This window comes from Alteromonas sp. ABV4_150 (assembly GCF_056311745.1).
Window position 1 is genome coordinate 3312304 of sequence record NZ_CM149971.1, and the last position, 25681, is coordinate 3337984.

19 protein-coding genes are annotated in these 25681 nt (G+C 44.9%); 5 read left to right on the top strand and 14 right to left on the bottom strand.

Translation table 11 applies throughout. The annotated features are described in order from the left end of the window. Positions 1-9 precede the first annotated feature (9 nt). The 3 genes from ACYX4M_RS14415 (at position 10) to ACYX4M_RS14425 (ending at position 5394) form a co-directional block, all read left to right on the top strand. A complete protein-coding gene (locus tag ACYX4M_RS14415; protein WP_476080623.1) occupies positions 10-2115 on the top strand; it encodes a two-component system response regulator in 2106 nt (701 codons plus the stop codon). A 175-nt stretch (positions 2116-2290) separates the two neighbouring features. Next, entirely contained in the window at positions 2291-3238 is a 948-nt protein-coding gene (locus tag ACYX4M_RS14420; protein WP_476080624.1) for a diguanylate cyclase, read from the top strand. A 152-nt stretch (positions 3239-3390) separates the two neighbouring features. Further along, positions 3391-5394, top strand: coding sequence for a hybrid sensor histidine kinase/response regulator (locus tag ACYX4M_RS14425; RefSeq protein ID WP_476080625.1), 2004 nt, complete (start codon positions 3391-3393; stop codon positions 5392-5394). A gap of 99 nt (positions 5395-5493) precedes the next feature. Here ACYX4M_RS14425 and ACYX4M_RS14430 read toward each other — a convergent pair whose 3' ends face one another. The 11 genes from ACYX4M_RS14430 to ACYX4M_RS14480 all read right to left on the bottom strand — a co-directional run bounded on the left by ACYX4M_RS14430 (position 5494) and on the right by ACYX4M_RS14480 (position 19977). Then, positions 5494-6660, bottom strand: coding sequence for a purine nucleoside permease (locus tag ACYX4M_RS14430; RefSeq protein WP_476080626.1), 1167 nt, complete (start codon positions 6658-6660; stop codon positions 5494-5496). A gap of 134 nt (positions 6661-6794) precedes the next feature. Then, positions 6795-9212 (bottom strand): TonB-dependent siderophore receptor, encoded by a 2418-nt coding sequence (locus ACYX4M_RS14435; protein WP_334059301.1) that lies wholly within the window; start codon positions 9210-9212, stop codon positions 6795-6797. A 243-nt stretch (positions 9213-9455) separates the two neighbouring features. Further along, positions 9456-10952 carry a uracil-xanthine permease family protein gene (locus ACYX4M_RS14440; RefSeq protein WP_476080627.1) on the bottom strand — a complete coding sequence of 499 codons (1497 nt, stop codon included), beginning with the start codon at positions 10950-10952 and terminating at the stop codon, positions 9456-9458. Between the two features lie 218 nt (positions 10953-11170). Beyond that, entirely contained in the window at positions 11171-11536 is a 366-nt protein-coding gene (locus tag ACYX4M_RS14445) for an AraC family ligand binding domain-containing protein (RefSeq protein WP_179983035.1), read from the bottom strand. Positions 11537-11572: 36 nt separating this feature from the next. Further along, positions 11573-12817 (bottom strand): allantoate amidohydrolase, encoded by a 1245-nt coding sequence (locus ACYX4M_RS14450; protein ID WP_476080628.1) that lies wholly within the window; start codon positions 12815-12817, stop codon positions 11573-11575. Continuing rightward, positions 12810-14090, bottom strand: coding sequence for a pyridoxal-phosphate-dependent aminotransferase family protein (locus ACYX4M_RS14455; RefSeq protein ID WP_476080629.1), 1281 nt, complete (start codon positions 14088-14090; stop codon positions 12810-12812). The genes ACYX4M_RS14450 and ACYX4M_RS14455 overlap by 8 nt, the downstream gene beginning before the upstream one ends. A 10-nt stretch (positions 14091-14100) precedes the next feature. Further along, the gene (locus ACYX4M_RS14460; protein WP_179983038.1) at positions 14101-14919 is read right to left on the bottom strand and encodes a sulfite exporter TauE/SafE family protein; all 819 of its coding nucleotides are present in this window, start codon (positions 14917-14919) and stop codon (positions 14101-14103) included. 123 nt (positions 14920-15042) lie between these two features. Beyond that, positions 15043-16620, bottom strand: a complete 1578-nt coding sequence (locus ACYX4M_RS14465; protein ID WP_476080630.1) for a gamma-glutamyltransferase family protein — start codon at positions 16618-16620, stop codon at positions 15043-15045. A 204-nt stretch (positions 16621-16824) separates the two neighbouring features. Next, positions 16825-18108, bottom strand: coding sequence for an amidase (locus ACYX4M_RS14470; protein WP_476080631.1), 1284 nt, complete (start codon positions 18106-18108; stop codon positions 16825-16827). Positions 18109-18446: 338 nt separating this feature from the next. Next, a complete protein-coding gene (locus ACYX4M_RS14475; RefSeq protein WP_476080632.1) occupies positions 18447-18989 on the bottom strand; it encodes a DUF924 family protein in 543 nt (180 codons plus the stop codon). A gap of 154 nt (positions 18990-19143) precedes the next feature. After that, entirely contained in the window at positions 19144-19977 is an 834-nt protein-coding gene (locus tag ACYX4M_RS14480; protein WP_476080633.1) for a MurR/RpiR family transcriptional regulator, read from the bottom strand. Between the two features lie 426 nt (positions 19978-20403). Here ACYX4M_RS14480 and ACYX4M_RS14485 point away from each other — a divergent pair, with 426 nt between their 5' ends. After that, positions 20404-21030 (top strand): CPBP family intramembrane glutamic endopeptidase, encoded by a 627-nt coding sequence (locus tag ACYX4M_RS14485; RefSeq protein WP_476080634.1) that lies wholly within the window; start codon positions 20404-20406, stop codon positions 21028-21030. A gap of 47 nt (positions 21031-21077) precedes the next feature. Continuing rightward, complete coding sequence (locus ACYX4M_RS14490) at positions 21078-22568, top strand: mechanosensitive ion channel family protein (protein WP_476080635.1); 1491 nt, start codon at positions 21078-21080, stop codon at positions 22566-22568. A 10-nt stretch (positions 22569-22578) separates the two neighbouring features. On the opposite strand, the gene ACYX4M_RS14495 is transcribed toward ACYX4M_RS14490, so the two are convergent. The 3 genes from ACYX4M_RS14495 to ACYX4M_RS14505 all read right to left on the bottom strand — a co-directional run bounded on the left by ACYX4M_RS14495 (position 22579) and on the right by ACYX4M_RS14505 (position 25632). Next, positions 22579-23928, bottom strand: a complete 1350-nt coding sequence (locus ACYX4M_RS14495) for a DUF3080 family protein (RefSeq protein WP_476080636.1) — start codon at positions 23926-23928, stop codon at positions 22579-22581. After that, positions 23925-24686 (bottom strand): pteridine reductase, encoded by a 762-nt coding sequence (locus ACYX4M_RS14500; protein WP_476080637.1) that lies wholly within the window; start codon positions 24684-24686, stop codon positions 23925-23927. The genes ACYX4M_RS14495 and ACYX4M_RS14500 overlap by 4 nt, the downstream gene beginning before the upstream one ends. Before the next feature lie 61 nt (positions 24687-24747). Then, positions 24748-25632: a fructosamine kinase family protein gene (locus ACYX4M_RS14505; RefSeq protein ID WP_476080638.1), complete on the bottom strand. Its 885-nt coding sequence runs from the start codon at positions 25630-25632 to the stop codon at positions 24748-24750. Positions 25633-25681: the final 49 nt, after the last annotated feature.

Genomic DNA, 25681 nt, shown 5'->3' on the forward strand with positions numbered 1-25681 from the left:
GTAATTCTCATGGAAAATGAGACTCAAAAAGTAGTCATCATTGACGATGAACCAACAACACTCTTGCTACTGGAAAGTGCGGTAGAGTCTTTAGCAGAAGTTGTTACGGTTTCACAAAGTGTAGCAGCGTTCTCTATAATTCAGGCACAGCAGCCAGACTTAATCGTTTTGGATATTAGCATGCCTGAGCTTTCAGGCTTTGATGTTTGTAAGCAACTTAAAGCATGTCCAAACACAGCTTCAATTCCCGTTATTTTTATCACCTCTCATAGCGACACTGAAAACGAACACAGCGCGCTGTCGCTCGGCGCGATAGACTTTGTCTCAAAGCCTATCAATATAGAAATGTGTCGGATGAGAGTGAAGAACCATCTCACGCTTCAATCTCAAAAAGCCTTACTGAAGAAGGTTAATCAAGAACTTGAAGCTGAAAAAAAACAACTTGCCATTACATTGAGGTCGATAGCTGACGGGGTCATTTCAATTGATGCGGCTGGAGATGTCACATTTATCAACCCTGTTGCACAAAGATTGACAGGCTACAATGCGCAAGATGCACTCGGTAAGCCCGTTGATGAGATCATGACTCTGCGAGATGTATCAAGTCATGAGCCGTTGTTAAACCCTGCTCTTTACGCGCTAGAGGTAAAGCGCCCGGTGGCGATGTCGTATAACGCGACCCTTGTTAATAGGCACAAGCAACTATTTAGAGTTGAAGATACTGCATCACCGATTGTTGACGATGATGGCAACATAACCGGCGCTGTTATGGTTTTTCAAGATGTGTCTGAAGCCGCTGAAATGGCGGTGAAAATGACCCATCTAACCAACCATGATCAGCTTACAGGCTTGCCAAACCGTGTGTTGCTTCACGACAGGGTTGTTCAAGCAATCGCAAGAAGCTTTACTAGTAAGCAAAGTATTGCGCTACTGCTAATTGATATTGATAACTTTAAATATCTTAACGATAGCCTAGGACATCAGGTCGGAGATTTCGTCATATCGACGGTAGCGAAGCGTCTCGCAAATACACTTGGACAAAACGCTACACTCGCGCGAGTGGGCGGTGACGAGTTTGCTTGCCTTTTATCGGATATAGGCTCTGGATTCAGTGCAGATAGTATTGCCATGGCTTTTCTTCAGGCGGGCAGAGTGCCTATAGAGATAGACGGAAAGTCCCATCGATTTAGTCTAAGTATCGGAATCAGCTTGTATCCGCAGGATGCAGTGAATGCAGAAGAAATGATGCGGCATGCTGATTCCGCAATGTATCGTTCGAAATCGAAAGGCAAAGACACTTTCAGCTTTTTCTCAAAAGACTTGCAGCATGCCATGCATCACAGGGTCGAAATGGAGATTAAGCTTAGACAGGCAATTGAAAATAACAGTTTGGCTATCTATCTTCAGCCAAAATACGACTTCAATAGCGATGAAGTAATCAGCGCTGAAAGTTTAGTTAGAATGTTCGATGAAAACGGTAATGTAATTGGGCCAGATAAATTTATTCCCCTCGCTGAAGAAACCGGTCTAATACATCAGCTAGGTAAACAGGTGCTTCAAAAAAGCTGTGAATTCATTGCCCAGTGTAATGAACAAAACAAGCACTTTAGGGTGGCAGTAAATGTGGCTGCCAAACAGCTAGCAAACCCAGGGTTTGCGGATGAAGTAGCAGAAATTATTCGAACTACGGGTATTGAAGCCAGTTCAATAGAGCTTGAGGTGACGGAGTCTGCGCTAATGCACGACTTTGAGCAAACACGAGATATCCTCAACAAATTAACGTCGCTAGGCGTTACCCTAGCCCTTGATGATTTCGGCACCGGTTATTCAAGTTTATCGTACCTGCGTCAATTTCCGCTCAACGTGCTAAAAATAGACCGATCTTTCGTTATTGATATGGATAAGGAGCAGCAAGCTCACGATATTGTCACTGCAATCGTACACTTAGCCCTAAGCTTGGAATTAACTATTGTTGCTGAGGGAATAGAGACACAATCACATTTCAACGAGCTAAAAGCACTAGGCTGCCATCAAGGTCAAGGCTATTTCATGTGTCGTCCCATAGCCATTAACGATTTTTTTGCACAATTTATAAGCGATGAAGAAGTCGCCTGATTTAGGACGGCTATCTCATCCACTTAATCTCCGCTCGCTATAGGTGTTTTTTTTAATACCCATAGCGTGTTCAAAATTAGCCTTTTCAATATACATATACCTTGTAGATGTTAGACTATATACCAACGCTACACATATTAAAAAAGCTTTATATTACAATGCGACAACGCTTGTTTTGCTAGCAGTTCGCGCTAAAAAAGAAATGGACGGAAATAAAATTAAACCCTACTCACAGTGCAATGTACTTATTGTTGACGACGAGCCAATTAGTCGATTGCTTTTGGAATCGATACTCAAAGTCGAATTTCACTGTACGACGGTCGATTCTGGAAGCGGTGCCATATCCTACTGTGCCGAAGCGCTACCTGATCTCGTTTTACTCGATATGAATATGCCGGATATCGGCGGCCTTGAGGTGTGTGCAACATTAAAAGCTGCTCCTGAAACCAAAGATATTCCAGTTATATTCGTTACGTCTACTATGGATATTGAAAGTGAAAACGCTTGCTGGGAAGTAGGTGCGTCTGATTTTGTAATGAAGCCAGTAAACGCGTCAACGCTAACTCACCGAGTAAAAACACACCTTCAAAATAAGCTTCGTACCGAGTTTCTTGAAATGATGACGTTTCATGACCAGCTTACCGGCCTTTACAATAGAATGTACCTGACCAAGGAAATTCCGTTATTGATAAAGCAGGTGGCTAGAGATAAAGGATCGGTAGGGGCTATAATGCTAGACATTGATTACTTTAAACTCTTCAACGATACCTATGGGCACCTTGAAGGTGACTTGTGCCTTCAAAGAGTGGCACAGATAGTGTCTGATACAGTCAAGAGACCTAAAGATGCTGTGATACGTTTCGGCGGTGAAGAGTTCTTAGTCATTCTTCCATATAACGACCGACATGGTACTAAGCTTGTGGCAAATCAATTAGTAGAGGCGGTGGATAAAGCGAGAATCCCTCACGGTAAAGGTATTGAAAACCGGGTTTCTATTAGCGCAGGCTTTGCGGTTTTGAAAGCAACAGAAGTCGCTCAAGACAGCTTTACGGCCCTTATTGAGGATGCTGATGTGTCGCTGTTTGAAGCTAAGGAATCAGGGCGAAATCAAGCTAGAGGTTAAAGCTTATTACGCGCCATATACTATCCTATTGTTTAATGTCGCAGTTATCGATAGCGCGCTATTATCATACCTTATGACGTACTATTCTCGAAATTTGTAGTGGCTGCGGATAGTACCCCTTTGGTACACGTTTGAGGCTTAGGTAAAGAGCAATGGTTTATTTTGACGAGCTATCGGGTTTGAATGTGAAGCTGGAAGAGCGCTTAAAGTCGTCGCTTACCCAGTTATTACAGCGAGGTTGTGACACTCTTGGGATATTCCAAGCACTGCTTTTGCACCTTGAAGAGGACACCGTCAACATACTAGTCAAAGCCTCATCTGCTTATCCCCCCAGTTTTAAATCTATCCCTTCGTTTGCAAACTGCTCTACGGTAGATAATTGTTTTCCGGTAAGTAATGCTAAGTGTTCTTTGGCATTTAAGCAGTGGTTTACAACTTATTTCAGCGCGGAAAAATATATCAGAGGTAAAGTCCATAAGCTTGACGGCGGATACGTCTGTTTAGTGTTCATCAATGCATGCCCTGACCAGTCTAGCAACTTGGATAAAGTGGCATTGCTCGATGAGTGGTTGTCCGTTACCCTAGACAAGTTTCACATTGAAAAAGCAGAATCAACGCAAAATACGCTGTATGAAAAGCTGCAAAATGTTGCGAGTGTTGGTACGTGGGAAGTCGACTTTACTACCAACGAGTTAACTTGGTCATCTCAAACTCGCCTAATACACGAGGTGGACGACAGCTACACACCTACATTAGATACGGCAATTGCCTTCTACAAAGAAGGGTTTGATAGAAACGAGATAAGTCGCATCGTTTCTCACGCTACTGAGACCGGTGAGCCATGGAGCGCAACACTTGAACTTACTACTGCAAAAGGTAATTCAGTGTGGATAGAAACCCACGGTATGGCCGAAATGAAGCATGGTAAGTGCATTCGCTTGTTCGGAACGTGTCAAAACGTGAATAAATCAGTTCAACTCAGGTTGGAATTGGATGAGCGACGCAAAGAGGCAGAAGCCGCATCGAAAGAGCGCGGAATGTTGCTTTCAAGAATTAGCCACGAGCTGAAAACCCCCTTAAATGGCATCACTGGCATGCTTCAAGCGATAAAGTTTGAAACGAAAGACAATGTAAGAATAAGGAAGGCTGACGTTGCGTTGCACAGCGCAGATCGTTTGTTATCACTTATCAATGATGTGCTTGATTATACCTCAATTATTAACGGGGAATTTAGTCTCAAGCACAGCGATTTTTGCGTTCGCTCTTTGTGCGAAGACATTGTCGATGTGTTTAAAACTAAATGTGCCGAGAAAGGGGTAAGACTTTACGCTGTGCTGTCTTTCGACGAAAAGACCTATGTACATGGCGATGCAGCTAGAATAAGTCAGGTAATAACCAACTTACTGTCGAACGCCGTAAAATTCACCGCGAAAGGCTATATTTCTGTACAGGTGACGCTGAAGCATCAAGGCGACCTTCCTATTCTACTTGCCTCAGTCGAAGATACCGGTGTTGGCATGAGCGACGATATCTTGTCACGGATTTTCAGACCGTTTCAGAATGATACTAACAGTTCATCAGAAGAGCTAAACGGCAATGGATTAGGTCTTTCTATCGTCAACCAACTTGTTGAGAAGATGGGAGGCGAGCTTGAAGTACGCTCGAGTGTGGGTAAAGGAACCTGTTTTGACGTGGCTATACCCATTGAAATGGCGTCGGTAGATGAGACAGCCAATGGCGATGTAGAGCTTTCCTCTGAGCTATTGAGTGTGCCCTTGAACATCTTAGTTGTGGACGATAACGATATAAACCGCCTAGTCTTGGGGTCCATGCTTGAAAAGTTCAATTACGTACCTGATGAAGCTGAAAACGGAGAAGTCGCAGTACAAATGGCAAGGGCCAAAAAGTACGATATTATCTTTATGGACTGTGCTATGCCTGTATTAGATGGCGTAAGTGCAACGAAGATAATAATGCAAGAAAACCTAATGCCTAAAAACGGGCGCATTATCGCTGTTACCGCCAATACTACGGCAGAAGATAAAGCTAGCTGTAGCGAGGCGGGCATGCAGGACTTTCTTGCTAAGCCCGTTGTGCAAAATGATGTGACTATACAGCTTAAATTAGCGCTAGATGCCAAATCTGTAACAGTTTAAGGGCTTTGCACTTTAATTTAAGCGTAAAGCCCAGCGTTTACTAGAGCTTCAAATACTGTCAAAAATACATGTAACGACAGTAATAGATAAGTTTTGCTTTCATTTTACGACAGGGGGAGTCTCTTTTACTGAATCCCAGTTTTCAGTTATGTAGTCAACAACGCGAGCGCCCACGTTATACGCTGCTTCAATTGCGGCATTCATTGCAGCATAACCGTCACCCGAGCTTTCAAGTTTCAAATTTTCTGATGCGCTTAGCGAAGGTGGCTGCATAGTAAAATTACTCGTGGTTCTTAAAATCATTACGCGGTTTTTATCTACCAAGCCAGCATTATCCAAATAGGTCAAACTTTGAAGCGTAGCCGAGTCTTCCATACCCGATGTCACGAAGTTACCCTTGTCTTTGGTCCAGTATGCTACCCAATCATTCGCCCACGTGTTTAGTTTCTCTCCATGCCAGAAAGTAGACGCAGATAAATGGGCACCCATAGATACATTAGGAAGTACCCTTGCATTAGGTGAGTGAGTGTATTTCGCCCGTAGCGCATCCATTGCATCGTTATTTAAAAGTTTGGTGTCTTTGGTCAGTGAATAAGCCCATTTCGCCAATGGAAGGTTAAGCGCATAAACCTCGCCGTTCGGGCTATTATTCACATCCACCAATTCGGCATTGGCATAAGGTGAGTGGGTGAATAGTGGAAAGTAACCTGTACTCCACGTTGAAGGGATTTCTCTTGCATCAATTTGATGTGCTAGATCGCCATCTACAACATAATCGGTCCAGATAGCGCTGCCAATAGTGTTATCAGCAGGGTCGACGCCTGCAATACCAGCTACCAGCCAATAGGCCTTTGACAAATCGAAGCGAGGGTCGAGTCCAAGTGCCATTATTGCCGCCGAAGCACGCGCAATACCCATACCTGTAACTATGCCAATAACGCCTGTTTCTGGGTTTGCATAAATGTCGTGAAAGCCGTGGGGTAGTGGATATTCTACCGTCAGTTGCTGACGGGCTTTCCATAACTGGAATTCGCCCGGTGCGTCACCTTCATCATCACCAATTTCGAACATACTCACCACTACGACCTTAACTTCTATAGGTTGCGGTGCTTTACTAGCATGAGCAATTGTCGCAAAAGTACTTATCACAATGCCGATTAGCGTAGCCAATAAAAAAGGCGCTTTATATGCAAAGTGGCGGCTGTACTTAGCACTGCGTAGATGTACTCGTTCTTTACAACGTTGGATGATGTGGCGCAAAGACATAAAATACTCCTTAAAAAAAAAGAGCTCAAGTTTTGCAAAAACTGAGCTCTTTATTAAACGAAATTCGAGTGAGCGAAGATGCCACGCTTACGGAATTTATAGTAAGCGTGACAACACTCATACGCTAAGTTTACTTAGAATGAATAAGAAACTTTAGCATTAAAGTGACGCGGTAATTCAGGTAGTACAATTTGGCTACCGAATAGGTCAGGGAAGTTAGAACGGAAATAACGTTCATCAGTTAGGTTTTTAACGGTTAAGTTAAATGACCAGTCTTCAGCCTGATAAGATAAGCCAGCATTTACAAGCGTATAAGACGGTAGTGTTACAGCCGCAGAGAAACCTGATGCAACTTCCTCAACATCTACAACGCTAACATTAGCGGCATAACCATTTTGGAAATCGTAAGTTGCTGTTAGCGTATAAATATTTTCCGGAATACCCGCTTTGCGTCCATCGGTATTATTAAAGCCTTCACCGATAAGATTAAGACCAATAACGTTACCACCAAAGATCAGTGAAGGATCTTCAAGGTTAACTAGGTCTTCAGCACCCAAGAAACCAAATTGGTTGCCATTTTCTAGTGCAGTTAGGTTTATCACTTTTATGTTGGTGTAACCAGCAGATACAACAAGGTTGTCATTTACCACCCAGCGAAGCTCAAACTCTGTACCTTTGTTGTTAGTGGTGTTGTTTGTAACAGTGTTTTGCGCGTTAAAATCGGTACGTTCTTGCTCAAACGATGAAAGCGCGAAGTATAGTGTGTCTTCTAGCAGTGAGCCCTTGACACCGAATTCGATAAGTTCAGAAGTATCGAACGCGCTACCGTCACCTAGCTGGCCAACACCAATCTCTGCACCTTGACCTGCAACAAGCGTAGCTTGCTCAGCGGCTGTTACGTATGGAATAAGGCCGAACTCAAACTCGTATGAAAGGCTGGCGTTCCAAGACCACCCGTCAACTGTCTCTTCTGCATATTCAGGTGTTTCATCGCCAGTTGCACCTAACAAAAGGTCAGTGCGCGATGTACTTTCAATGTCGATTGTATCGTAACGCAAACCTAAAACTAGGTTTAAGCCCCAGTCCCAAGTTAAGTCTGTCATTGCGGCAACACCTAGGTCTAAGTAGTTACCAACGTCGTAGTTATCGAAATTTTTACCTGAACGTGTAGACAACAAACGCTTGTCTAGTGCAGACGATGGCATGGTTAGGTCGCGACGGTTAAAGTACTCGTAAGTGAAATCATCGCCGTGTTCGAAATCGGTATAACGAACTGAAGGTGAGAATTGAAACTGTGCAAACAGACCGTCGTTTTCATATTCGGTAGCAAAAATTAGCTTATCTTCAACAACCCAGCTGTCGTGGAATTGTGAGAAGCCGTAGGCGTTTTCATTGATATTGTCGTAAGCATCGTAGAAAAACTGATTTCGAATTTCCCAGTTATCCGTGTAGTAGATAGTGTCGAAATAAAGCGTAATGGCTTCATTGCCAAGCTGGTCATCAGGCGCTACTAATACTTGGTTACCACTAAGCGTTGTCGTGCCTACGTTTTGTAACTGCATCAACTCTGTTGCTTCATCGTCTGTGAAGCTAGATGCTGGGACATAGAAAAAGCTTTCCCCAGCGATATTAACTGCACCGTATTCTTCGTGGCTAATTTGGCCATCACCATCAGTATCTAACGGAAGCGCTGTACCAGTAATATAGGTGCCGTCATCAACCAATTCTTGTGTAAGACGGTTCCAGCCTGCTACTTGATTACCGTCATAATCGTGGTACATACCACCAAATTCAAAACGAAGATTGTCAGTGATATCAATGTTAAATGACGCCTGAAGTACGGTTTGATCAGTTTGCGTATTGTCGTAATAGCTATCTGAATTTTCTAGCTCGCCGTATATGTAGTAACCCATTTCTTTGCCAGCGACGCTAGTCGGGCCGCCAACCTCGGCGGTCAAAATGCTTTTATCCCATGAGCCTGTGGTATATGACAACGCGCCAGTAGGTGCATCTAGATACTGACCGCCAGAAGCACGGGCAGATTTAGGGTTAAAGTTCAGGTAACCACCAATTTTAGACGGACCATAAATAGGTGATGCAGGGCCGCGTACGATATCGATACGGCTAGATGCACCAATAGGGGTCGGGTAGTTACCTGGGTTATCAAGGCGCTTAACGCCACGGAAATAGGTTTCACCTGGTGTACCACGTACGTCAAGTGAGCCTGCAACACCAAAGAAAGACTGGGTGAACGTACCTGGCGCAAATGCTACTAATTCATCAATATCAGAAACGTTAAAACGCTCCATTTGCTCTTGAGAAATAGTGGATGCTGAACGCGGTGTTTCTAGAATAGATTTACCAAAGCCAAATACCGACTCGACGTCTTGACCAGGTAAGCTGCCTAGCGATCCAGTAACCTGAATCTTCTCGACATCTTTTTCTTGTACCTCTGTCTCTTCTTGTGCAAATGCTTGAGATGACAAAGCTACTGCCGTTGTCATCGCTAAGGCTTTTGCTAGAGGAGATAATGCGAATGTAGTGTTTTTCATGGTTTCCTCATTATTTTTATTTGCCCTTTTTTAGAGCTTTATTAACGCACTATTTCTATTGCGCCTTGCTGTATGCAAGAGGTTTAGCAGGATGAGTGCCAACTTCCTAACCAGTTGGTCAACTTTTGACCTGTCTTTAAGTTGCTGAATTATATGGATTTAAAAATATAATGTTGTTCTTATATTGTTATGATTATGTTAATTGATAAGGTTTTTCTTATTTTTGCACCGTTGCGGTGATTTCTATCGTGGTTTTGCACTATAAAGAGCAGGGCGCAGTACTTGCCGCTGATTTATACTTGGTATCGCTTTGTGGGAAGAAGGTACTGGGTTACTACGACTTTCTTTAGTACGCTTTTTTATAACAGGCGAGACGGCTTTGGCCGCGCTATCCAACGCTTCGTTAGCGCCTTTTTTCCCGGGTAGCGTTAAATCTAAAATAACCGCCGTAAGACCTGCTGACGTAACAGGGGAAAGGAGAATATTTTCAAGCCAATTAGGTAGTTCGGCTAAGGCTTCGGGGACCATCATTACCCCAATTGCCATACCAAGGGCGCATGCCGTAACTAAACTACTACGTCTATCTAGGGCATAGCTGGCAAGAAGTTTAAGGCCGCCTACTGCAACCATGGCAAACATAACTAATGTTGCGCCGCCTAGAACAGGCTTAGGGATAGCCTGCAGCACACCACCAACTATCGGAAAGCAGCCGATAAGCACAAACAGCGCAGCAACAAACAAGCCTACTTTGCGACTTGCAATGCCGGTTAACTGAATAACCCCATTATTTTGTCCAAATGTGGTATTTGGAAAGGTGTTAAACATACCGGCAATTAGTGAATTTACGCCGTCGCCTAAAATACCGCCTTTCACCCTCGCTAAATAAACAGGCCCGCTTACAGGCTGCTTACAGAAAAGGCTGTTGGCAGTAAGATCGCCCGCTGTTTCTATAGCACTGAATAAGTAAATTAGCGCAATAGGTAAAAACAGGTTGATATCAAATGAAATGCCAAACGCAAACGGCGTAGGAATAGCGACAATAGATAAAGAGGCAAGGCCGCTAAAATCAAGACCTTTAGTAAACCCAACATAGGTTGCACCAATGGCCATGCCAATAAAAATAGCACTTAAGCGTAGCCAATGATTGTGAGAGGCGTTTAAAAATACAATAACAAGCAACACCCCAAGGCCAACCGCTAGGTTGTCAGTACTCGCAAAGTCTGCCGCATGGAAACCTCCTGCAAGGTCGGTCATACCCACGTTGATTAAGCTAAGCCCTATGGCCGTGATCACAATACCTGTAGTTAAAGGGGTAATGATGCGTTTAAGTTTATCTACAAATAGGCTGAACACTACCTCAACGAGCGCACCTGCCATAGTGAGGCCAAACAGCAGTGCTAAGATATCTTCGGGCGTACCGCCATTTGCTTTAACTTGATTTCCCGCCAGAATCAGTGCGCTTATGAACGCAAAGCTTGTACCCTGGATGGCGACCAACCCACTACCTACCGGCCCTATACGCTTTGTTTGTATAGCAGTACCTAGGCCACTAACAAACAGTGCCATGCTAATAAGATAGGGAGTGTATTCAGCAAGCCCCAGCGTTGACGTAACAATAAGAGTAGGGGTAATAACGCCAACAAAACTCGCTAATAAGTGCTGGAACGCCGCGGTAAGAGAAGGAAGAAATGCCGGGCTATCATGAAGATCGTAAAGTAATTCGCTGTGATTTGAAGACATGAGCAATATTTCTTAATAACAGTTGGTCAATAACTGCAAAATATTGACCAATTGGTCTGCTAGCGTTGGGTGCTGTATCACCCTGTTTTTAATAGTGAATTTTTAGTTTTTTTACCTTGTGGGTTAACAAGGGTGAATAGGTAAGCCCCAATTTGGTGCTTAAACAAAAAAATGCGCTAAATTAGCGCATTTTTTCACAAGAGATTTGAAGGTTTAATTTAAAGCGTAACACCTTCATCTAGCGTGACGAAAATTGAGTGACGTACTTCATTGTACATCGCGCGAGAGCAGTGGCCTTCGCCCTCGGTATCTTCTAACAGCAGTACATCGCCCGCACCAAATACATGGCGCTCTCCGTTTGACACTGTAAATTCGGCACGACCTTTTATAATGAAAAGAAGTTGCCGTGCAGGTGCAGGGTGCCATTTGAAGTCATAGTCGGCAGGTGTCTCGCGAAAGATAATTTTATCTGCACCAAATTTCTCTGAAAGCATACCGATAGGACCGCCGTCTTTTAGCGCTATTTCAACCTCGCCAAAGTGGCTTTTGCCCGCTTCATCGTTGTAAATCCTTGTTATTTTCATTATCGACCCTTGTTTAAGACTGTACTAATTTGAACATTACGCGTGCTTAAGTTTGCCTATGGTTTTATAAAGCACCGACAAACTGGCAGCCACATCCTCATGGGTAATAGACTCAGCTGGGTGATGGCTTATGCCACCCTTACAGCGCGTGAATAGCATGGCTACAGGGCAGATATCCGCAATAGCCATGGCATCATGACCCGCACCTGAAGCAAGAATTCGCGGTGCTATACCGCTTTCTTGAACACCGCGTACGAGCGCTTGCTTTAACTGACTATCGCAATGTACCGCAGGCGCACTATGGGTTTGCTCGCGGGTAAGTGTTAACTGCCTCGCTTGCGCAATGTCATCAAATTTTTGCAATATTTCTGCCAATACTGAATCGCGTAAATCATCATCTTCGCTTCTGATATCAAGGGAAAATCGCGTGCGGCCAGATATCACGTTTACGCCGTTTGGTGCATTCTCAACCTTACCTACGGTGGCCACTACGCCGGGGCGTTGCATGCTAATGCTCTCTACCGCGAGTAACATTTCTGCACTTGCGCATAGGGCGTCACGACGCATAGACATGGGCACAGTGCCGGCGTGGCCAGCCATACCTTCTACCGTAAAGTTAAAGCGCTTAGCACCTGCAATAGCACTTACTACACCCACAGGCAGGTCTTCTTGCTCTAAAACAGGGCCTTGTTCAATGTGAAGCTCTAGGTAGCCCAGAATATCAGTGGGGGAAATAGCCGCGCTGTTAACCGCATCGAAACTAAGCCCAAAGTTAGCCATGGCTTGCTCAAGGCTTACACCGTTTTCATCTTTTAAGTGACGCCATTGCTCTTGCCATTTGCCGGTTAACGCACGGCTACCTAATAGCGTGGTGCCAAAACGCGTGCCTTCTTCATCACAAAAACCCACAATGTCGATGTGGAAAGGGAACTTGGCTTGTGTGCCGTCAAACATAGCAACCATTGATATAGCAGCAACTACGCCCAGCATTCCGTCGTACTTTCCGCCGTTAGGGACGGTGTCGAGATGACTACCTAAAATTAATCGCGGTGCATTGGGCACACTTGAGGTATAGCGCCCCCAGATATTACCAACGGCGTCCTGCCATGTGGTCATGCCCGCCTCAATCATCCAGCCAGACGTCAATTGATTAGCAAGTTTGTGCTGCTCGGTTAAATAGCGCCTGTCTAGGCAAGAGGGGTCTTGGCTTAATGTGCCTAACGTTTCGCACCTTGCCATAACTTGCGTTGCCAATTCAGCAAATGCTGAGATTTCACTCATTCGCAGCTCCTGTTCCTTTGGCTTTGGCGTAAACGCTAAGCGCAGCGTCTACTCCTTTACCCGCAGGTAGCGCATACCCTTGCATGCGAAGTACGGTTTCAAGCGATTGGAGTGTATGCAGTACGGCGTCTTCTCTGGCGTTGTAGCCCATAGTACCAATGCGCCAAATCTTACCTTTTAATGGCCCAAAGCTGGTGCCAATTTCAATGTTAAATCGCAGCAGTAGGGTTTCGCGCACTTCTTCACCGTGAACACCATCGGGAATATGAACGCCCACCACGTTGTACATTTTGTGCTTAAGGTCGCCGAATGGTTCAAGCCCCATAGCCTGAATACCGGCAAGCATGGCGTCACCAGCCACTTTGTGACGAGCAATAACGTTTTGCTGACCTTCTTCTAAATGCACGCGTGCACATTCACGCGCACAGTAAAGCATACTGGCCGCTTCGGTATGGTGGTTTAAACGCTTTTCACCCCAATAATCCATGATCATGGGTAAATCGAAGTAGTTAGAGCGAATTTTAGGGCCGCGTGCCGCCTCGTGGTGGGCATCGCGAATACCGGCTTCAACGTGATGACGGGTACGTACGGTTTTAACAAACTTGTCGCTAAGGGTAATAGGCGCACTGCCTGACGGACCACCCAAACACTTTTGAAGGCCAACCGATACCGCATCTAATTTCCATGCATCAACATCCAGTGGATTTCCACCTACTGACGCGGTTGCATCGCAATAAAACAAGACGTCGTTCGCCTCACAAATGGCGCCAATATGCTCAAGCGGTTGAAGCATAGTGGTAGAGGTATCGCCTTGTACTATGGCAAGAAGCTTGGGTTTTACTTCTTTTACTGCTGCTTCTATTTGCTCAGGCGTGAATACTTCACCCCAAGGCACTTCAATGGTGTGTACTTCAGCGTCGGCACGCTCTGCAATTTCAGCAAGTAAATGACCGAAGCGCCCGAAGATAGGCACAAGGACTTTGTCGCCTGGCTCTATTGCCGATACCAAAACCGCTTCGATACCCGCGCGCGATGTACCGTCGACCAAAAAGGTTTGCTGGTTTTGGGTATTAAACACATCGCGATAAAGCTGCATTGTCTCATTCATGTAGCCTGTCATTACCGGGTCGTACTGGCCTACTAATTGAGTAGACATGGCGCTTAAAACACGTGGGTAGCAGTTAATAGGGCCTGGGCCCATCAACAAGCGAGGTGGTGGATTAAGTGGCGCGAAAGTACTTGTAGACGCTTCTTTAGACGCTTCTTTATACATTGGAGCACTCCTAGATAAGTACTTGCGCTAGCATGCGCAAGCCAGTGATGATAAGAACAACAGCGAAGATTTTCTTAAGTAAACCTGCGTCTAGCTTGTTGGCAATGGTCGCGCCCACTGGTGCAAACAAGACCGTTAGCGGAACAATGCAGGCAAAACCTAACAAGTTTACATAGCCGTATGTTGCGAAGGGGGCGTCAGCAGGTGTGGTACCTACGAATAACAACGTAAGTGCTGCGGGTAGTGAGATGATTAGGCCGACCGCCGCAGCAGTTCCCACAGCTTTGTGCGCTGGGTAATTACAAAAAGTAAGCGTAGGCACGGTTAGCGTACCGCCGCCAATACCCACCATAGAGCTAAATAAACCAATACACGTTGCCATTACTGACTGACCTGCACGGCCTGGTAACCCTTTAAATAGCGCATCTTTTTTGCCAATAAGCATATTGATGGCAGATAAGGTTGCGATAACGCCAAATAACAAAGTAAGGAACGTTGGGTTAACCACGGTTACTGCATAGCTTCCCGCGAGTACCCCAATTAAAATGAATACGGCCCACGCTTTTAGCAGCGCAAAGTCAACGTTGCCTTTACTGTGGTGAGCGCGAATAGAGCTAACTGAAGTAGGAACGATAGTCGCTAGCGACGTGGCCGTGGCAATAACCATGGCACTTTCAGGTGACACGCCAAGTGCCTGAAATAAGAAAAACAGTACCGGAACTATAACGATACCGCCACCTACGCCAAGCATACCTGCTAGTATGCCGGCAAATACGCCCGTTCCCGCGAGCGATAATATAACCGTGAGGTTATCCATTAAAAACTGCATGTGATTTCTATCTCTTTAACGATTGCTATTTAAATATTTTGTATGCGTTAAGCTGTTTAAGAAGGGTCTTTGCAGACGCTTCCCAGTAAACGGGGTTGCGGAAGCGAAGGTTTTAAAACAACCCTAGCGATGACCTAAATAAGCTTTACCATCACTTCGTGGGTCGCTCGCGCCGCTAACTGTGCCCTCTGTGTCGCGAATAATGGCACCTGCGTGGCCCATCAGTTCGTTACAAGGGTCTACCGTAACCATGTCATGCCCCCTTGCCAGTAAGCTCTCGCCCACGTATTCAACTAAATCACGCTCTGCTTTTAAGTTGTGACTTTGATCGCCCCACGTTCTGCCAAGTAACCATCGACCAAGGGAAATCGCTTTGTCGATAGGCTGCCCGTGGTAAATGTGGCGGGAAAATAATGCAGCTTGGGTTTGAGGTTGACCCTCACCTCCCATGGTGCCGTAACTCATACGGCGTCCATCGATAAGCTCGGCAAATGCTGGGTTTAACGTATGGAACGGCTTTAAGCCAGGCGCTAAATATTGATTACTGTTTGAGTCTAGCGAGAACGAAGTACCACGGTTATTCCATACAATGCCAGTTTGAGGGCTAACTATGCCTGAACCGAACTCCCAATAAAGAGATTGAATGTAGCTCACCATACGACCTTCTGAGTCGCAGCAGCCCATCCATATGGTATCGCCATGCTTGGCTTCGTGGGGCCACGGCAATGCTTTATCTAGTGAAATGTTTTTCACCATTTCATCAAGCGTGTCGTCACTTAACAGGCTTTGTAAATTTACCGGTGTACGCGACGGGTCGGTTACATTTGCATTGCGAGCAATAAAAGCTTGTTTTGTACACTCAATAAGTAAATGCACCATGTCTGCATCGGTATTGCCTAAATGCTGAACTTTGTCATAAAGTGCCAGGATAATAAGCGAGGCTACACCTTGCGTTGGTGCAGGTAAGTTATAAAGCTTGCCTTTGCTGGTAGATACTGCCAATGGCTCAACAATCGTTGCTTTGTAATTATTGAAATCTTCAAGGCGAATAGGGGAGCCAGCCGCTTCTAAGTCTTCAGCCAGTTTTGAAGCTAATTCACCGTGGTAAAAATCATCAAGCCCTTTATCTGCCAAATGCTTCAAGGTTTCTGAAAGCTTTGTCAGCTTTAAAATTTTGCCTTTTTTAAGCGCCTTACCTTTAATTAAAAACTGGGCGAAGTTCTCGTCAGCGCTTAGCTCGTCGAAGGTTTTGTTACTGGCATCTACTAAACTTTGGGTAACTTCAATACCCCAGTTAGCTTGGCTTATCGCCGTATCGAATAGCGTGCTTAACGGTAAACCGTTTTGCCATTCGTGACTTATCTCAAGGGCAGCTTTCCAACCGGCAACTGCGCCGGCCATGGTCAATGCAGACTTCCCGCCTCGACTAGGTATAGCATCGCTACCTTCGTAAAAAGATGGCGTAGCGCCTTTTGCTGCCACGCCTGATGCATCGATACCAATAGGCTTTTTGCCCGGCTCACTGATAAGCCAAAACCCGTCACCACCCATGCCGTTCATATGTGGGTATTCAACGGCTATAGAGGCAGCAGCGGCTACCATAGCTTCAATAGCGGTACCGCCTTTTTCAAGTATATTTAAGCCCACTTGTGATGCCGCGAAGTGAGGGGCGGTAAACGCAATATTAGGTTTTTCACTCATAATTAATTCCTTCAAAAACTCAGCAACCACGCCATCATGTATAGCCCTTGTTGACCTAGAGCTAGGTAAATAGACGCGCGTTCTAGTCTTACTTTCTCTTCTTACTTTCAACTTAAATGCGATAGTGCGCTCTGTGCTTTACTTTAGTGCGGCATAACCGTCACTTAAATGAAGTTAAACAGATACTTTGCGCGCTTTACACCTTTAGCGAGTGGTTAGCGTTTTAGCTAACGCGAGAAGTGCAAGATCGTTGCCTTTTTTGCCCACAAGCGATAAACCGCACGGGGCATTGTGTAGGGTAAACAACGGTAAATGAAGCTGGGGTAAACCCGCAAGCCCGGCTACCGCAGTAAATGCGAGCAGAGCGTTTCTATCATTTGCCAGAGTCGTATCATCGGCGTCACATCGAGGTGCAACACCAGGTGTTGTGGGAATAACCAAAACATCTATTTCTTCAAATAGGGCATTTAAATGATTTATTACCACGGTTTGCTGCGCTTTAGCTTGTTCTACATCTTGTGTTGTTATGGTTTTACACCAATCTAAGCGCAACATAATATCGTTAGCGATGTCGGGTTGAGTGTTTTCAATCCATTCGCCATGCTGTTTCCAAATTTCACTGCCTTGTAAAGTGCGAAATGTAGCGGCAGTTTGTAATGTGTTTAAATTAAGCTGTGTTTCTGACAACCCAATGCAATTATCACTGTCTTCAAGGGCGTTAAGCCAAGTTTGGCAAAGCGATTTGTGAGCGGTTTGCTCAAACAAGTGTGTCGCTATACCTAAGCAAGGTTCGTCAGGTATGTCACTTTGCGTAGCACTATCAAGACAAACATTGGCTACCTTTGACAGCGTATCTAAATCTCTTGTCATCCATCCTACGGTATCGAACGATGGCGCAAGTGCTACCATGTTGTCGCAAGCGACGGCGCCATGGGTGGTGCGAAGCCCCCATAACCCTTGATAGCTAGACGGTACGCGTATAGAGCCACCTGTGTCAGTGCCAAGACCGATATCGGCAAGGTGCGCGCTAACGGCAACCGCAGAGCCCGACGAAGAACCGCCAGGTATATGAGCTGGCGCTACCGGGTTCACAAGCGTTTCATAATGCTTATTTTGCCCGTGTAAGCTATAAGCAAGCTCGTCAGTAATGGTTTTACCCTTAAACGCGGCGCCTGCTTTAAGCATATTCGCCACACAGCTATTCGTACTTGTTGGTACAGGGTGAGTGGCCAACCAATCTGGGTTGCCAGCTGCTGTTGGTAAACCTTCAATATCAAATAAGTCTTTTACCGCAAGTCCTAAACCGCTAAGTGGTTTGACTGGGTTACACGTTTTTGCTGTACCTTCGGCTACCTCTTGCCTTGCCACGTTGTTTAAAGAAGACGTTTTGTCTTCACCGTTGTTAGAGCCATCAAAAGTTGCTTCTAGATTTTTAATCGCCTGTGCGAACTTTGCATCACAGGACTTAAGTACAAAAGGAGAGCTCACAGCGCGTTACTTATTAGTTATTGATTCTTTATTAGTCTTTCTATCATGAAACAACTGTTTCACTATAAAGTCAAGAGAAACGATCGTCGCTTTTCGTATCAATAGAAATAAATTAGTGATAGGGAATAAAAGAAGGCGTAAGCGAGAACGTAAAGGAAGGCACTGTTCAGGTTAAGTACGTTTACCGGGTTATGTGAATTTTTGAGTCTTACACTCTACCTAATTGTCTGCGTTTTTGCTGGATTAACTGAAGATAGTTTAATAGGAGTAGGTTAAAGCTATACGTACCCCCATTAGATCGTGGCTACGGTTATAGCTAAAAGCCTTGAGGGTTTTCTTTAAGAAAGGCTGCCTTCTTCGGCTGTAGATTCACGGCCTAGCACTGAGTTTCGGTGAGGGTAGCGCCCAAACCTTTCAATGACCGCCTGATGGCGTTTTTCAAAAGTGTATTCCCGCTCAAGCCCTTCTTGAGAGAAGAGCTCCATTGCCACATCGTGAATGGCTAACGACTCGCTGTGCATAAAAGGCATATAAAGAAACGCACGCTGCTGAGGGGTGAGCATTTTGTCAGCCTCAACGCTCACCGCTTCTTGAGCTAGTATCAAAGCGATAGTGTCAGCACTAAACGCATCTGGCTGATTGCGATAAATATTTCGGGAAAATTGATCAATAAGTATAATTTCGGCAAGCCTACCTGTGGCCGTAGCGCGCCAAGGCCAAAGTTCACCTCGCGCAGCTGCTGCGCGTAAAGCCGAAAATCGTGAAGCAATGGTTTTATCCAGTGCTGCATCTTCCGTAAACCATTGTTCGGGTGACAGCTCACCAAACCAAAAGTCTAGTACACCGTTAGCCTCTTCCATGACTACTCGCGTTTTATCCATATCCACCTCAACTACACGCTTACTGCAGTAAAATTAAAGTCATCAAGACTTATACTTTTTTTTATCGAAAAAGTTCCATCTTCGCTTGCGAAATCGCAATTGTGTGCTATCGCCGCCTTTATAGTATTGCTTAAAAAATGTGCTATGGGAAGAGTTAACGTTTAGGGCTTTCTAATTCATCCATCTGAATGTAGATATCAGTAATAGCATCAACACGGTCTGCTGCCTTGCTGCCTAACGCGTCGTAGGTAAGGTTACACAGTGATGCAACTAAGCTCATTGGCGCGGCATAGCTATCGAAAGGAGAGTCGCTGCCAATGTGGGTTACAAGGAGGTGGTCTACATCACTGCGATAACCTTGGCCGGTAGGGTCGGTTATAAGCACAGTCTTGCAGTGTTTAATACTGTTTAGAACAAACTTGAATTGGCGGGTCCTACGACGAAAGCCGAAAAGCACCACTAGATCGTTCTCAGTGAGGTCAATGAGATCTTCGCTAAGGGTCTGCCCGGGTTGTGGCAGTACGCGAACTGACGTCCTAATTTGCTTAAGCTGCTGTCTAAAATGAAGGGCAATAGGGTAAGCGTTGCGAAACCCAATTAAAGTAATTTGACCTGCTGAAGCAAGTAGCTTAGCTATCTCTCTTAATGCCTCGGACGATGTGCCTTCGAATGTATTGGCTAAATTTTTACTATCACTTTCATGCTGTAAAACACTGCTTGAGGGGTTTACTACAGGCACGCCTTGCTCACGCAGTTGTGCTAACGCGTCTTTCGCTTGTTGATGCGACTCAAAGCCCAGCTGTCGAAAGAACCTGCTTACGGTAGCTTTTGAGGTTCCCGTTTTTTCTGCAATAAATGAAGTGGACTGGCTAAGTACGGCGATAGGGTTTTGCTGAATGTAATGCGCGATAGATTTGCCCGACGGGGACAACGCGGCATAATGCTTTTCAATCTGTTGTAAAACGTCGCTAGGGCTATTTTTTGTCATTGGTATCGCCTTATACATCTTGTGCAATTATTTCACGACTTTTGTTCGATATACAAACACAACGTGAAATCCAACAATTTGTTCCACTGAAAGGTTCAGATTATTTGAGAATAAGAACGTGAAAATTGAATAGATACGTTACTAATTCCCGCTCTGCAAACTTCATTTATAGAAACCTGCTTAAAAAAAATGTAAAGCCAATCAAGGGTTACAAAAATAACTGCCTGTATTGGGCTAAAGTTGAATCTAATTTCTTCTTCACGCCGCCCAAATTGGCACTACAATTTCATACATACTAACTGTGAAAATTCACGAAAGTGTCATCGTTTGGTAATTATTTTGTTGGCTTAGCTCCGTCTCCACATTGGCTTTTTAAATGGGGAAACCTACAGCGAGTTCAGCATGAACAAGAGAAAGAGGTGAGTTGTGGCAAAGCTGTGGTCTGAATTGATCTTGCTATTTGTAGCAATTCCTTTTGCTGTTCTCTACTGGATTAAGCATTTTGCAGATTATCTCATGCCGATTTTAGGGGTAATGGGGCTTTGCTGTTTAGCTGTCTTGTTAGCAGATAAGCAATTTAAGCGTATTAAATTGTGGCATTGGGAAGATTACCGAGTACATTTTAAAAGTACGCTCAGGTTATTTTTACCTTGGGCGTGCTTACTTGCGCTTGTGGTTTATTTCTTAAAACCTGAACTATTTTTGCACTGGCCTATGAATCAGCCGTGGATGTGGGTGGCAACGTTATTGATTTACCCCATTGTTTCTGTGATCCCCCAAGAGATTATTTTTCGCACCTATTTCTTCCATCGTTACAAACGTATTCTACCTTCCAAATATGCTAGATGGGTGCTAAGTACCTTTCTATTTGGGCTAGCTCACTTGGTATACGGGAACTGGATCGCTGTGATTGTCTCGTGGATTGGTGGTGCTATCTTTGGTTATAGGTATATGCAAACAAACTCAACGCCTGTTGTAGTTATTGAGCATGCCATATGGGGAAGTTTCTTGTTCACCATTGGGTTGGGATCTTATTTAGTTATTACTTCGTAACAACTTTTGTTAACAACAACCACACATGAACACCAAGGAGTCGGGTTATGTTCAGTGCTTTGCAAGCTTTGCTATCAATAATCGCAGATAAATACTCAGAGAATAGTTTATTTTCAAGCGTCGTAGCATCAGATTTTAACGGCATAGCCCTGAATTTACACGGCCATGCCCTAGGCAATCCTTTCATGCAAACTCTGCTTCAGCAAGATGACGAAGCCGGTGCGATAACTAGCTTGTCAAGCGCTCAATCGTTGCTTTCGCAACTGTGGGATAGCTTTATTTATCGTTTGCCAGGCATGGCGCTAGGCATCGTTATTATGGTGGTGTTCATTCTTTTGGCGCCACACGTTGCAAAAGTTTTAGTTAAGCCGTTAACGCGTACAACCACATCTCCGCTTCTGCGCTCGGTAATTCAACGAAGCGTAAGCTTAATTCTAATATTACTCGGTATTTATCTTTTTCTATTTTTAGCTGGGCTTACTGGGTTTGCCATTGCGATAGTAAGCGGTACCGGTGTGGTTGGTCTTATTCTTGGCTTTGCATTTCGCGATATCGCAGAGAACTTTATTTCAAGCCTTTTGCTTACTATTCAACGCCCGTTTCGAATAGGCGATATCGTACAAATTAATGACTTCACCGGCATTATTCAGAAAGTGACGGCACGTGCGACAACTCTCGTGGATTTTGACGGTAACCACATACAAATACCTAACGCGACCATTTACAAAGGCGTGATTAAGAACTTAACCGCTAACCCGCTTATGCGAGGCCACTTTGTTATTGGCGTCGGCTACGATGCCGACATACAAGAAGCACAGCGAATTGCCCGAGAAGTTACCGTAGAGCAGGGCAATGTACTAAGCGACCCTGAACCGCAAATTCTTATTGATGAGTTAGGCGCTTCTACCTATAACGTAAAGGTGTACTTTTGGGTGGATGTAGAGAAAACCAGCGTACTAAAAATGGCTTCTGTGCTAATGCGTAATATCACGCAAGCGTTCTTAGACGCGAATATCAGCATGCCGGATGATGCTCGAGAGCGAATATTCCCGGAGGGTATGCACCTTAGCGTTGAAAAAAGCGAACCGATAGGCTCGCAACGCCGAGAAGAAAGCCTTGAAAAAGGCGCACGAGGCGAGGGAAGCGTGTCTACAGGGTTCTCTGGTGGAAAAGAATCTCCTCATGAAGGCGACGTTAATGATTCAACCGTTGAAAGTGGAAGAGCTAACGTTAGTGAAGACGCTGCTAATATGAATAGCCAAGAAAAGGGCCGGAATATGAATAAGAGCAAAAGCAATAACCTATTAGGTCACAGTGCCGCCGGTGATTATACAGTTGAGCCTTCAGATGTTTCAGAGCACAATAACGAGCAGAAACAAAATAATAGCAACAAAGACGATAGCCATAAAAGTAATAAGCAAACAGAAAATCGTCAACAGCCAACGTCTAATGAAGATGACGTATCATCAGAAGCGCATGAAATAAGAGAGCAGGCCCGCAAGTCGAGAGACCCAGAGGCTGGTGATAATATTCTTTAATACAGCGGCGTTAAACCGGCGGTACAGGTGAAAGGTTGCACCTGCCAAGAAACCCTTGCCACAGGTTAACGTGGGCTTTCATAGCGCGACTGTATTGAGCAAAACCGCCTTGAGATTGAAGTCTAATATAACGCTTGAACTCTTCATGTAACGACGGTTGTTTAAGCCAGTCTTCCCACAAGGGAACCAGCTTGTAATGATATTGGTTTACCAAGCTTCCCACTGGCTGTATTTCTTCAATAAAAAATAAATAAAACACATTGCGCAGTATTTTGGCTTTATCGCTAGCGCGGCCTTCTGGGCAGCTTACTGCGTCAAGTTCAGTGGTTAGCATGTTAGTGAGTAATGAAAGGTTTTGCGTTAACGTTTGCTGTGTATGCCACAGCGTAGCGGGTAAACGCGCTGAACGTATAATTTGCAGCTGTTGTTCCAACTCGCTGCTGTCGATAAAGTTTTTATTGCTATTAATTGAGATCTCATTAATGACCTTGCTGCTGGCGCTACCATTATAACCTTCAGAAGCGTTGCCCACGTGCTTCTGACCATCTGTTAAATTTTTAGTGTTATGTTTTGAGGCCGTTTCGCCATAAGAAAATGGCATGTTATTCAAGCTGCTTAGGTAAAAGAGCGCATTAACGCTTGAAAGGGCATCTTTATTATTTTCAACGGAAAACAGACGTTCAGGGGTATTCAGCGCCAACCTCAATTCTTGGCTTCCTTGGATAAGGTTCGCCCAGGTTTTGTTGTAGTCTTGAGACTTTTGTTCACGCCAAGAAGCAATAGTTTCGGCCAGTGCCTGACTGTTTTTGAGCGCGTTCTTATTTGCACTTTCAGCAGAACTTTCATCTTGCGCTAATGCTGCTTCACAGCTTTTTAATACGCTAAGCAGCTTACTTTCATAAGCTAGTCTTTGGGACGGTAACTGGCTTTTTCCTAACGATGTATTGCGCTCGGCAACCACAGTGCCTAACTCACAATCTTGCAGCGCATAAAACTCGCGCAAGTTAATGCTAACACCCTCTATATTGTGTTTTAGCGTTGCGGAGTCGGCCAGTTTAGGAAGTGGGGTAGTAATCTTGTCGTTGAATGTATTGGGTAGGGGAGTGTCCAGTACTCTAGAAAGTCGTTCTGCATAATCTTCAATACTCTGCTTTACCGTGCTGCCTCCAAAGCACCCGAACAAGGTTGCTAAGCCTGCGCCGACGATGCTGATGCGGCAGAATTTTATGAATCTACTGCGGGCGTATACATTTCTATCATGGACGCCGCTGGGGCTTTTATTCTTATAGCCGCAGGCGTTGTTATTCCCATTGTCACGGGTGCTTATTAGTTGAACAGGCTTATTTTGGGAAATCTTCATGCTGAAGCACCAGTATAAAGGCCGCGGCCACCGTCAACATAAATGATTTGCCCGGTAATATAGGGGGCCGATACTAAAAACGATAGCGTATTAGCAATATCTTCGGGCGTACCTAGTTCGCCCAAAGGAATGCTCGATAGCAGTTTGTCTTTCTCTGCATCATCCATTTCCCGTTCCGGCCACAAAATAGCGCCTGGCGCGATACCGTTTACGCGTACATTAGGAGCTAAGTCTATGGCCAATGATTGAGTGAGGGAGGCTAGCCCCGACTTGGCAATTAAATAAACACTATGTTTGGGGAGTGGCCGGTCGATATGCATGTCGACCATGTTGATAATGCAACCTTTGCTCGCTTTTAAAGCGGGGGCTAGCGCTTGCGATAAAAACAGCGGCCCTTTTACATTGCTTCCTATTAGGTTTATCCAGTCGTCTTCTGAAATATCGCCTACGGGCGTAGGGTAAAAACTTGATGCATTGTTTACTAACACGTCTAGTTGACCCCATACATCTAGCGCCTTTTGGGCTAGCGCGTTTACTTCATCTGAATTACAAAGGTTGGCTTGTAGGCAGGTGGCAGAATCCGCTCGCTGACTATTTAGCTTTTCGGCAAGTGCTAAGGCATCATCTTTAGAATGCCCATAATGAATGATAATGCGATAGCCTTCACTGTGAAGTTTACACGCCATGGCAGCGCCAATTCGTTTAGCTGCCCCGGTTATAAGTGCAACAGGAAGTGCTACAGGGCCTGAATTTGTCATAATAAACGCTACTCTCTATTTTAAATCGTTTGGCGGTTTCAAGGCTCATGTGCTGCGCTTTTTAGTGCCTGTAGATGTCTTCTAATATTTGTTCGGCTTGCGCAATATAATGCGCGCCGAATAATAACCCGTGATTTAAAATATGGTAAAGCTGGTAAATTGGTTTTCTTAAAGCGTAATTTTTTTCAATTGGCGTTTGCTGGTGGTAGCCTTCAAAAAAGGTGTTAGGGAAACCACCAAACAATTCAGCCATAGCAAGGTCAGTTTCACTGTCGCCAACATACACAGCAGGGTCAAATAAAATAGGTCCCTTCTTGTTAAAGCCAGCGTTACCCGCCCACAGATCACCATGAAGCAGCGAAGGGTGGGGTTGATGCAGGCTAAGAAGGTGTTTTACTTTCGTAACGATATTATCAATATCGCCGTTTTGTGTTGTCCACAGCCCATTAGATGCCAAACGTTCTAACATACTGCCAATGCGTTTCTCTGCAAAAAAGTCCGCCCACGATGCCATGCGCCCGTTGGTTTGCACACTGGCGCCAATATAGTTGTCGTGGGGCCACCCATAGCTGGTGTAGGCATTAACACTATGCAGTGCAGCAAGCTTTTGTCCTAAAGCGAAATAATCGCTTGCGGCAGGTTCAACAAATCGAATGTGTGAAAGCACCAAATATTCCATATTGGGAGATTCTTTGGCGGTGATGCCGTGACAAATGACCTGTGGCGTAGGAATGGTTTGCGTATTAGTAATAGCGGTTAGCCCTTCAGCTTCATGGGAAAGTTGCTGAGTGTCGTCGTAGCGCCTTGTTTTAACAAAGTACCTATGGGTTTGATCTCTTATTATATAGCTTTGGTGAGTATCGCCGCCGCTCACGCGCTCGGCTTTCTGGCAGCTAAAGAATTGCTGCGTCTCGTCTGAAATATGCTCGCTAATAAAATGCCACATATTACGCACTCTGCTTTGTTTAATACTTAAACTTAAGACGAGTAGGGGT

Excerpts from the sequence above, each read along its gene's own strand:
- ACYX4M_RS14415 (WP_476080623.1), top strand. The coding sequence starts at position 10 with ATGGAAAATGAGACTCAAAAAGTAGTCATCATTGACGATGAACCAACA.
- ACYX4M_RS14425 (WP_476080625.1), top strand. The coding sequence starts at position 3,391 with ATGGTTTATTTTGACGAGCTATCGGGTTTGAATGTGAAGCTGGAAGAG.
- ACYX4M_RS14430 (WP_476080626.1), bottom strand. The coding sequence starts at position 6,660 with ATGTCTTTGCGCCACATCATCCAACGTTGTAAAGAACGAGTACATCTA.
- ACYX4M_RS14435 (WP_334059301.1), bottom strand. The coding sequence starts at position 9,212 with ATGAAAAACACTACATTCGCATTATCTCCTCTAGCAAAAGCCTTAGCG.
- ACYX4M_RS14440 (WP_476080627.1), bottom strand. The coding sequence starts at position 10,952 with ATGTCTTCAAATCACAGCGAATTACTTTACGATCTTCATGATAGCCCG.
- ACYX4M_RS14445 (WP_179983035.1), bottom strand. The coding sequence starts at position 11,536 with ATGAAAATAACAAGGATTTACAACGATGAAGCGGGCAAAAGCCACTTT.
- ACYX4M_RS14450 (WP_476080628.1), bottom strand. The coding sequence starts at position 12,817 with ATGAGTGAAATCTCAGCATTTGCTGAATTGGCAACGCAAGTTATGGCA.
- ACYX4M_RS14455 (WP_476080629.1), bottom strand. The coding sequence starts at position 14,090 with ATGTATAAAGAAGCGTCTAAAGAAGCGTCTACAAGTACTTTCGCGCCA.
- ACYX4M_RS14460 (WP_179983038.1), bottom strand. The coding sequence starts at position 14,919 with ATGCAGTTTTTAATGGATAACCTCACGGTTATATTATCGCTCGCGGGA.
- ACYX4M_RS14465 (WP_476080630.1), bottom strand. The coding sequence starts at position 16,620 with ATGAGTGAAAAACCTAATATTGCGTTTACCGCCCCTCACTTCGCGGCA.
- ACYX4M_RS14475 (WP_476080632.1), bottom strand. The coding sequence starts at position 18,989 with ATGGATAAAACGCGAGTAGTCATGGAAGAGGCTAACGGTGTACTAGAC.
- ACYX4M_RS14480 (WP_476080633.1), bottom strand. The coding sequence starts at position 19,977 with ATGACAAAAAATAGCCCTAGCGACGTTTTACAACAGATTGAAAAGCAT.
- ACYX4M_RS14490 (WP_476080635.1), top strand. The coding sequence starts at position 21,078 with ATGTTCAGTGCTTTGCAAGCTTTGCTATCAATAATCGCAGATAAATAC.
- ACYX4M_RS14495 (WP_476080636.1), bottom strand. The coding sequence starts at position 23,928 with ATGAAGATTTCCCAAAATAAGCCTGTTCAACTAATAAGCACCCGTGAC.
- ACYX4M_RS14500 (WP_476080637.1), bottom strand. The coding sequence starts at position 24,686 with ATGACAAATTCAGGCCCTGTAGCACTTCCTGTTGCACTTATAACCGGG.
- ACYX4M_RS14505 (WP_476080638.1), bottom strand. The coding sequence starts at position 25,632 with ATGTGGCATTTTATTAGCGAGCATATTTCAGACGAGACGCAGCAATTC.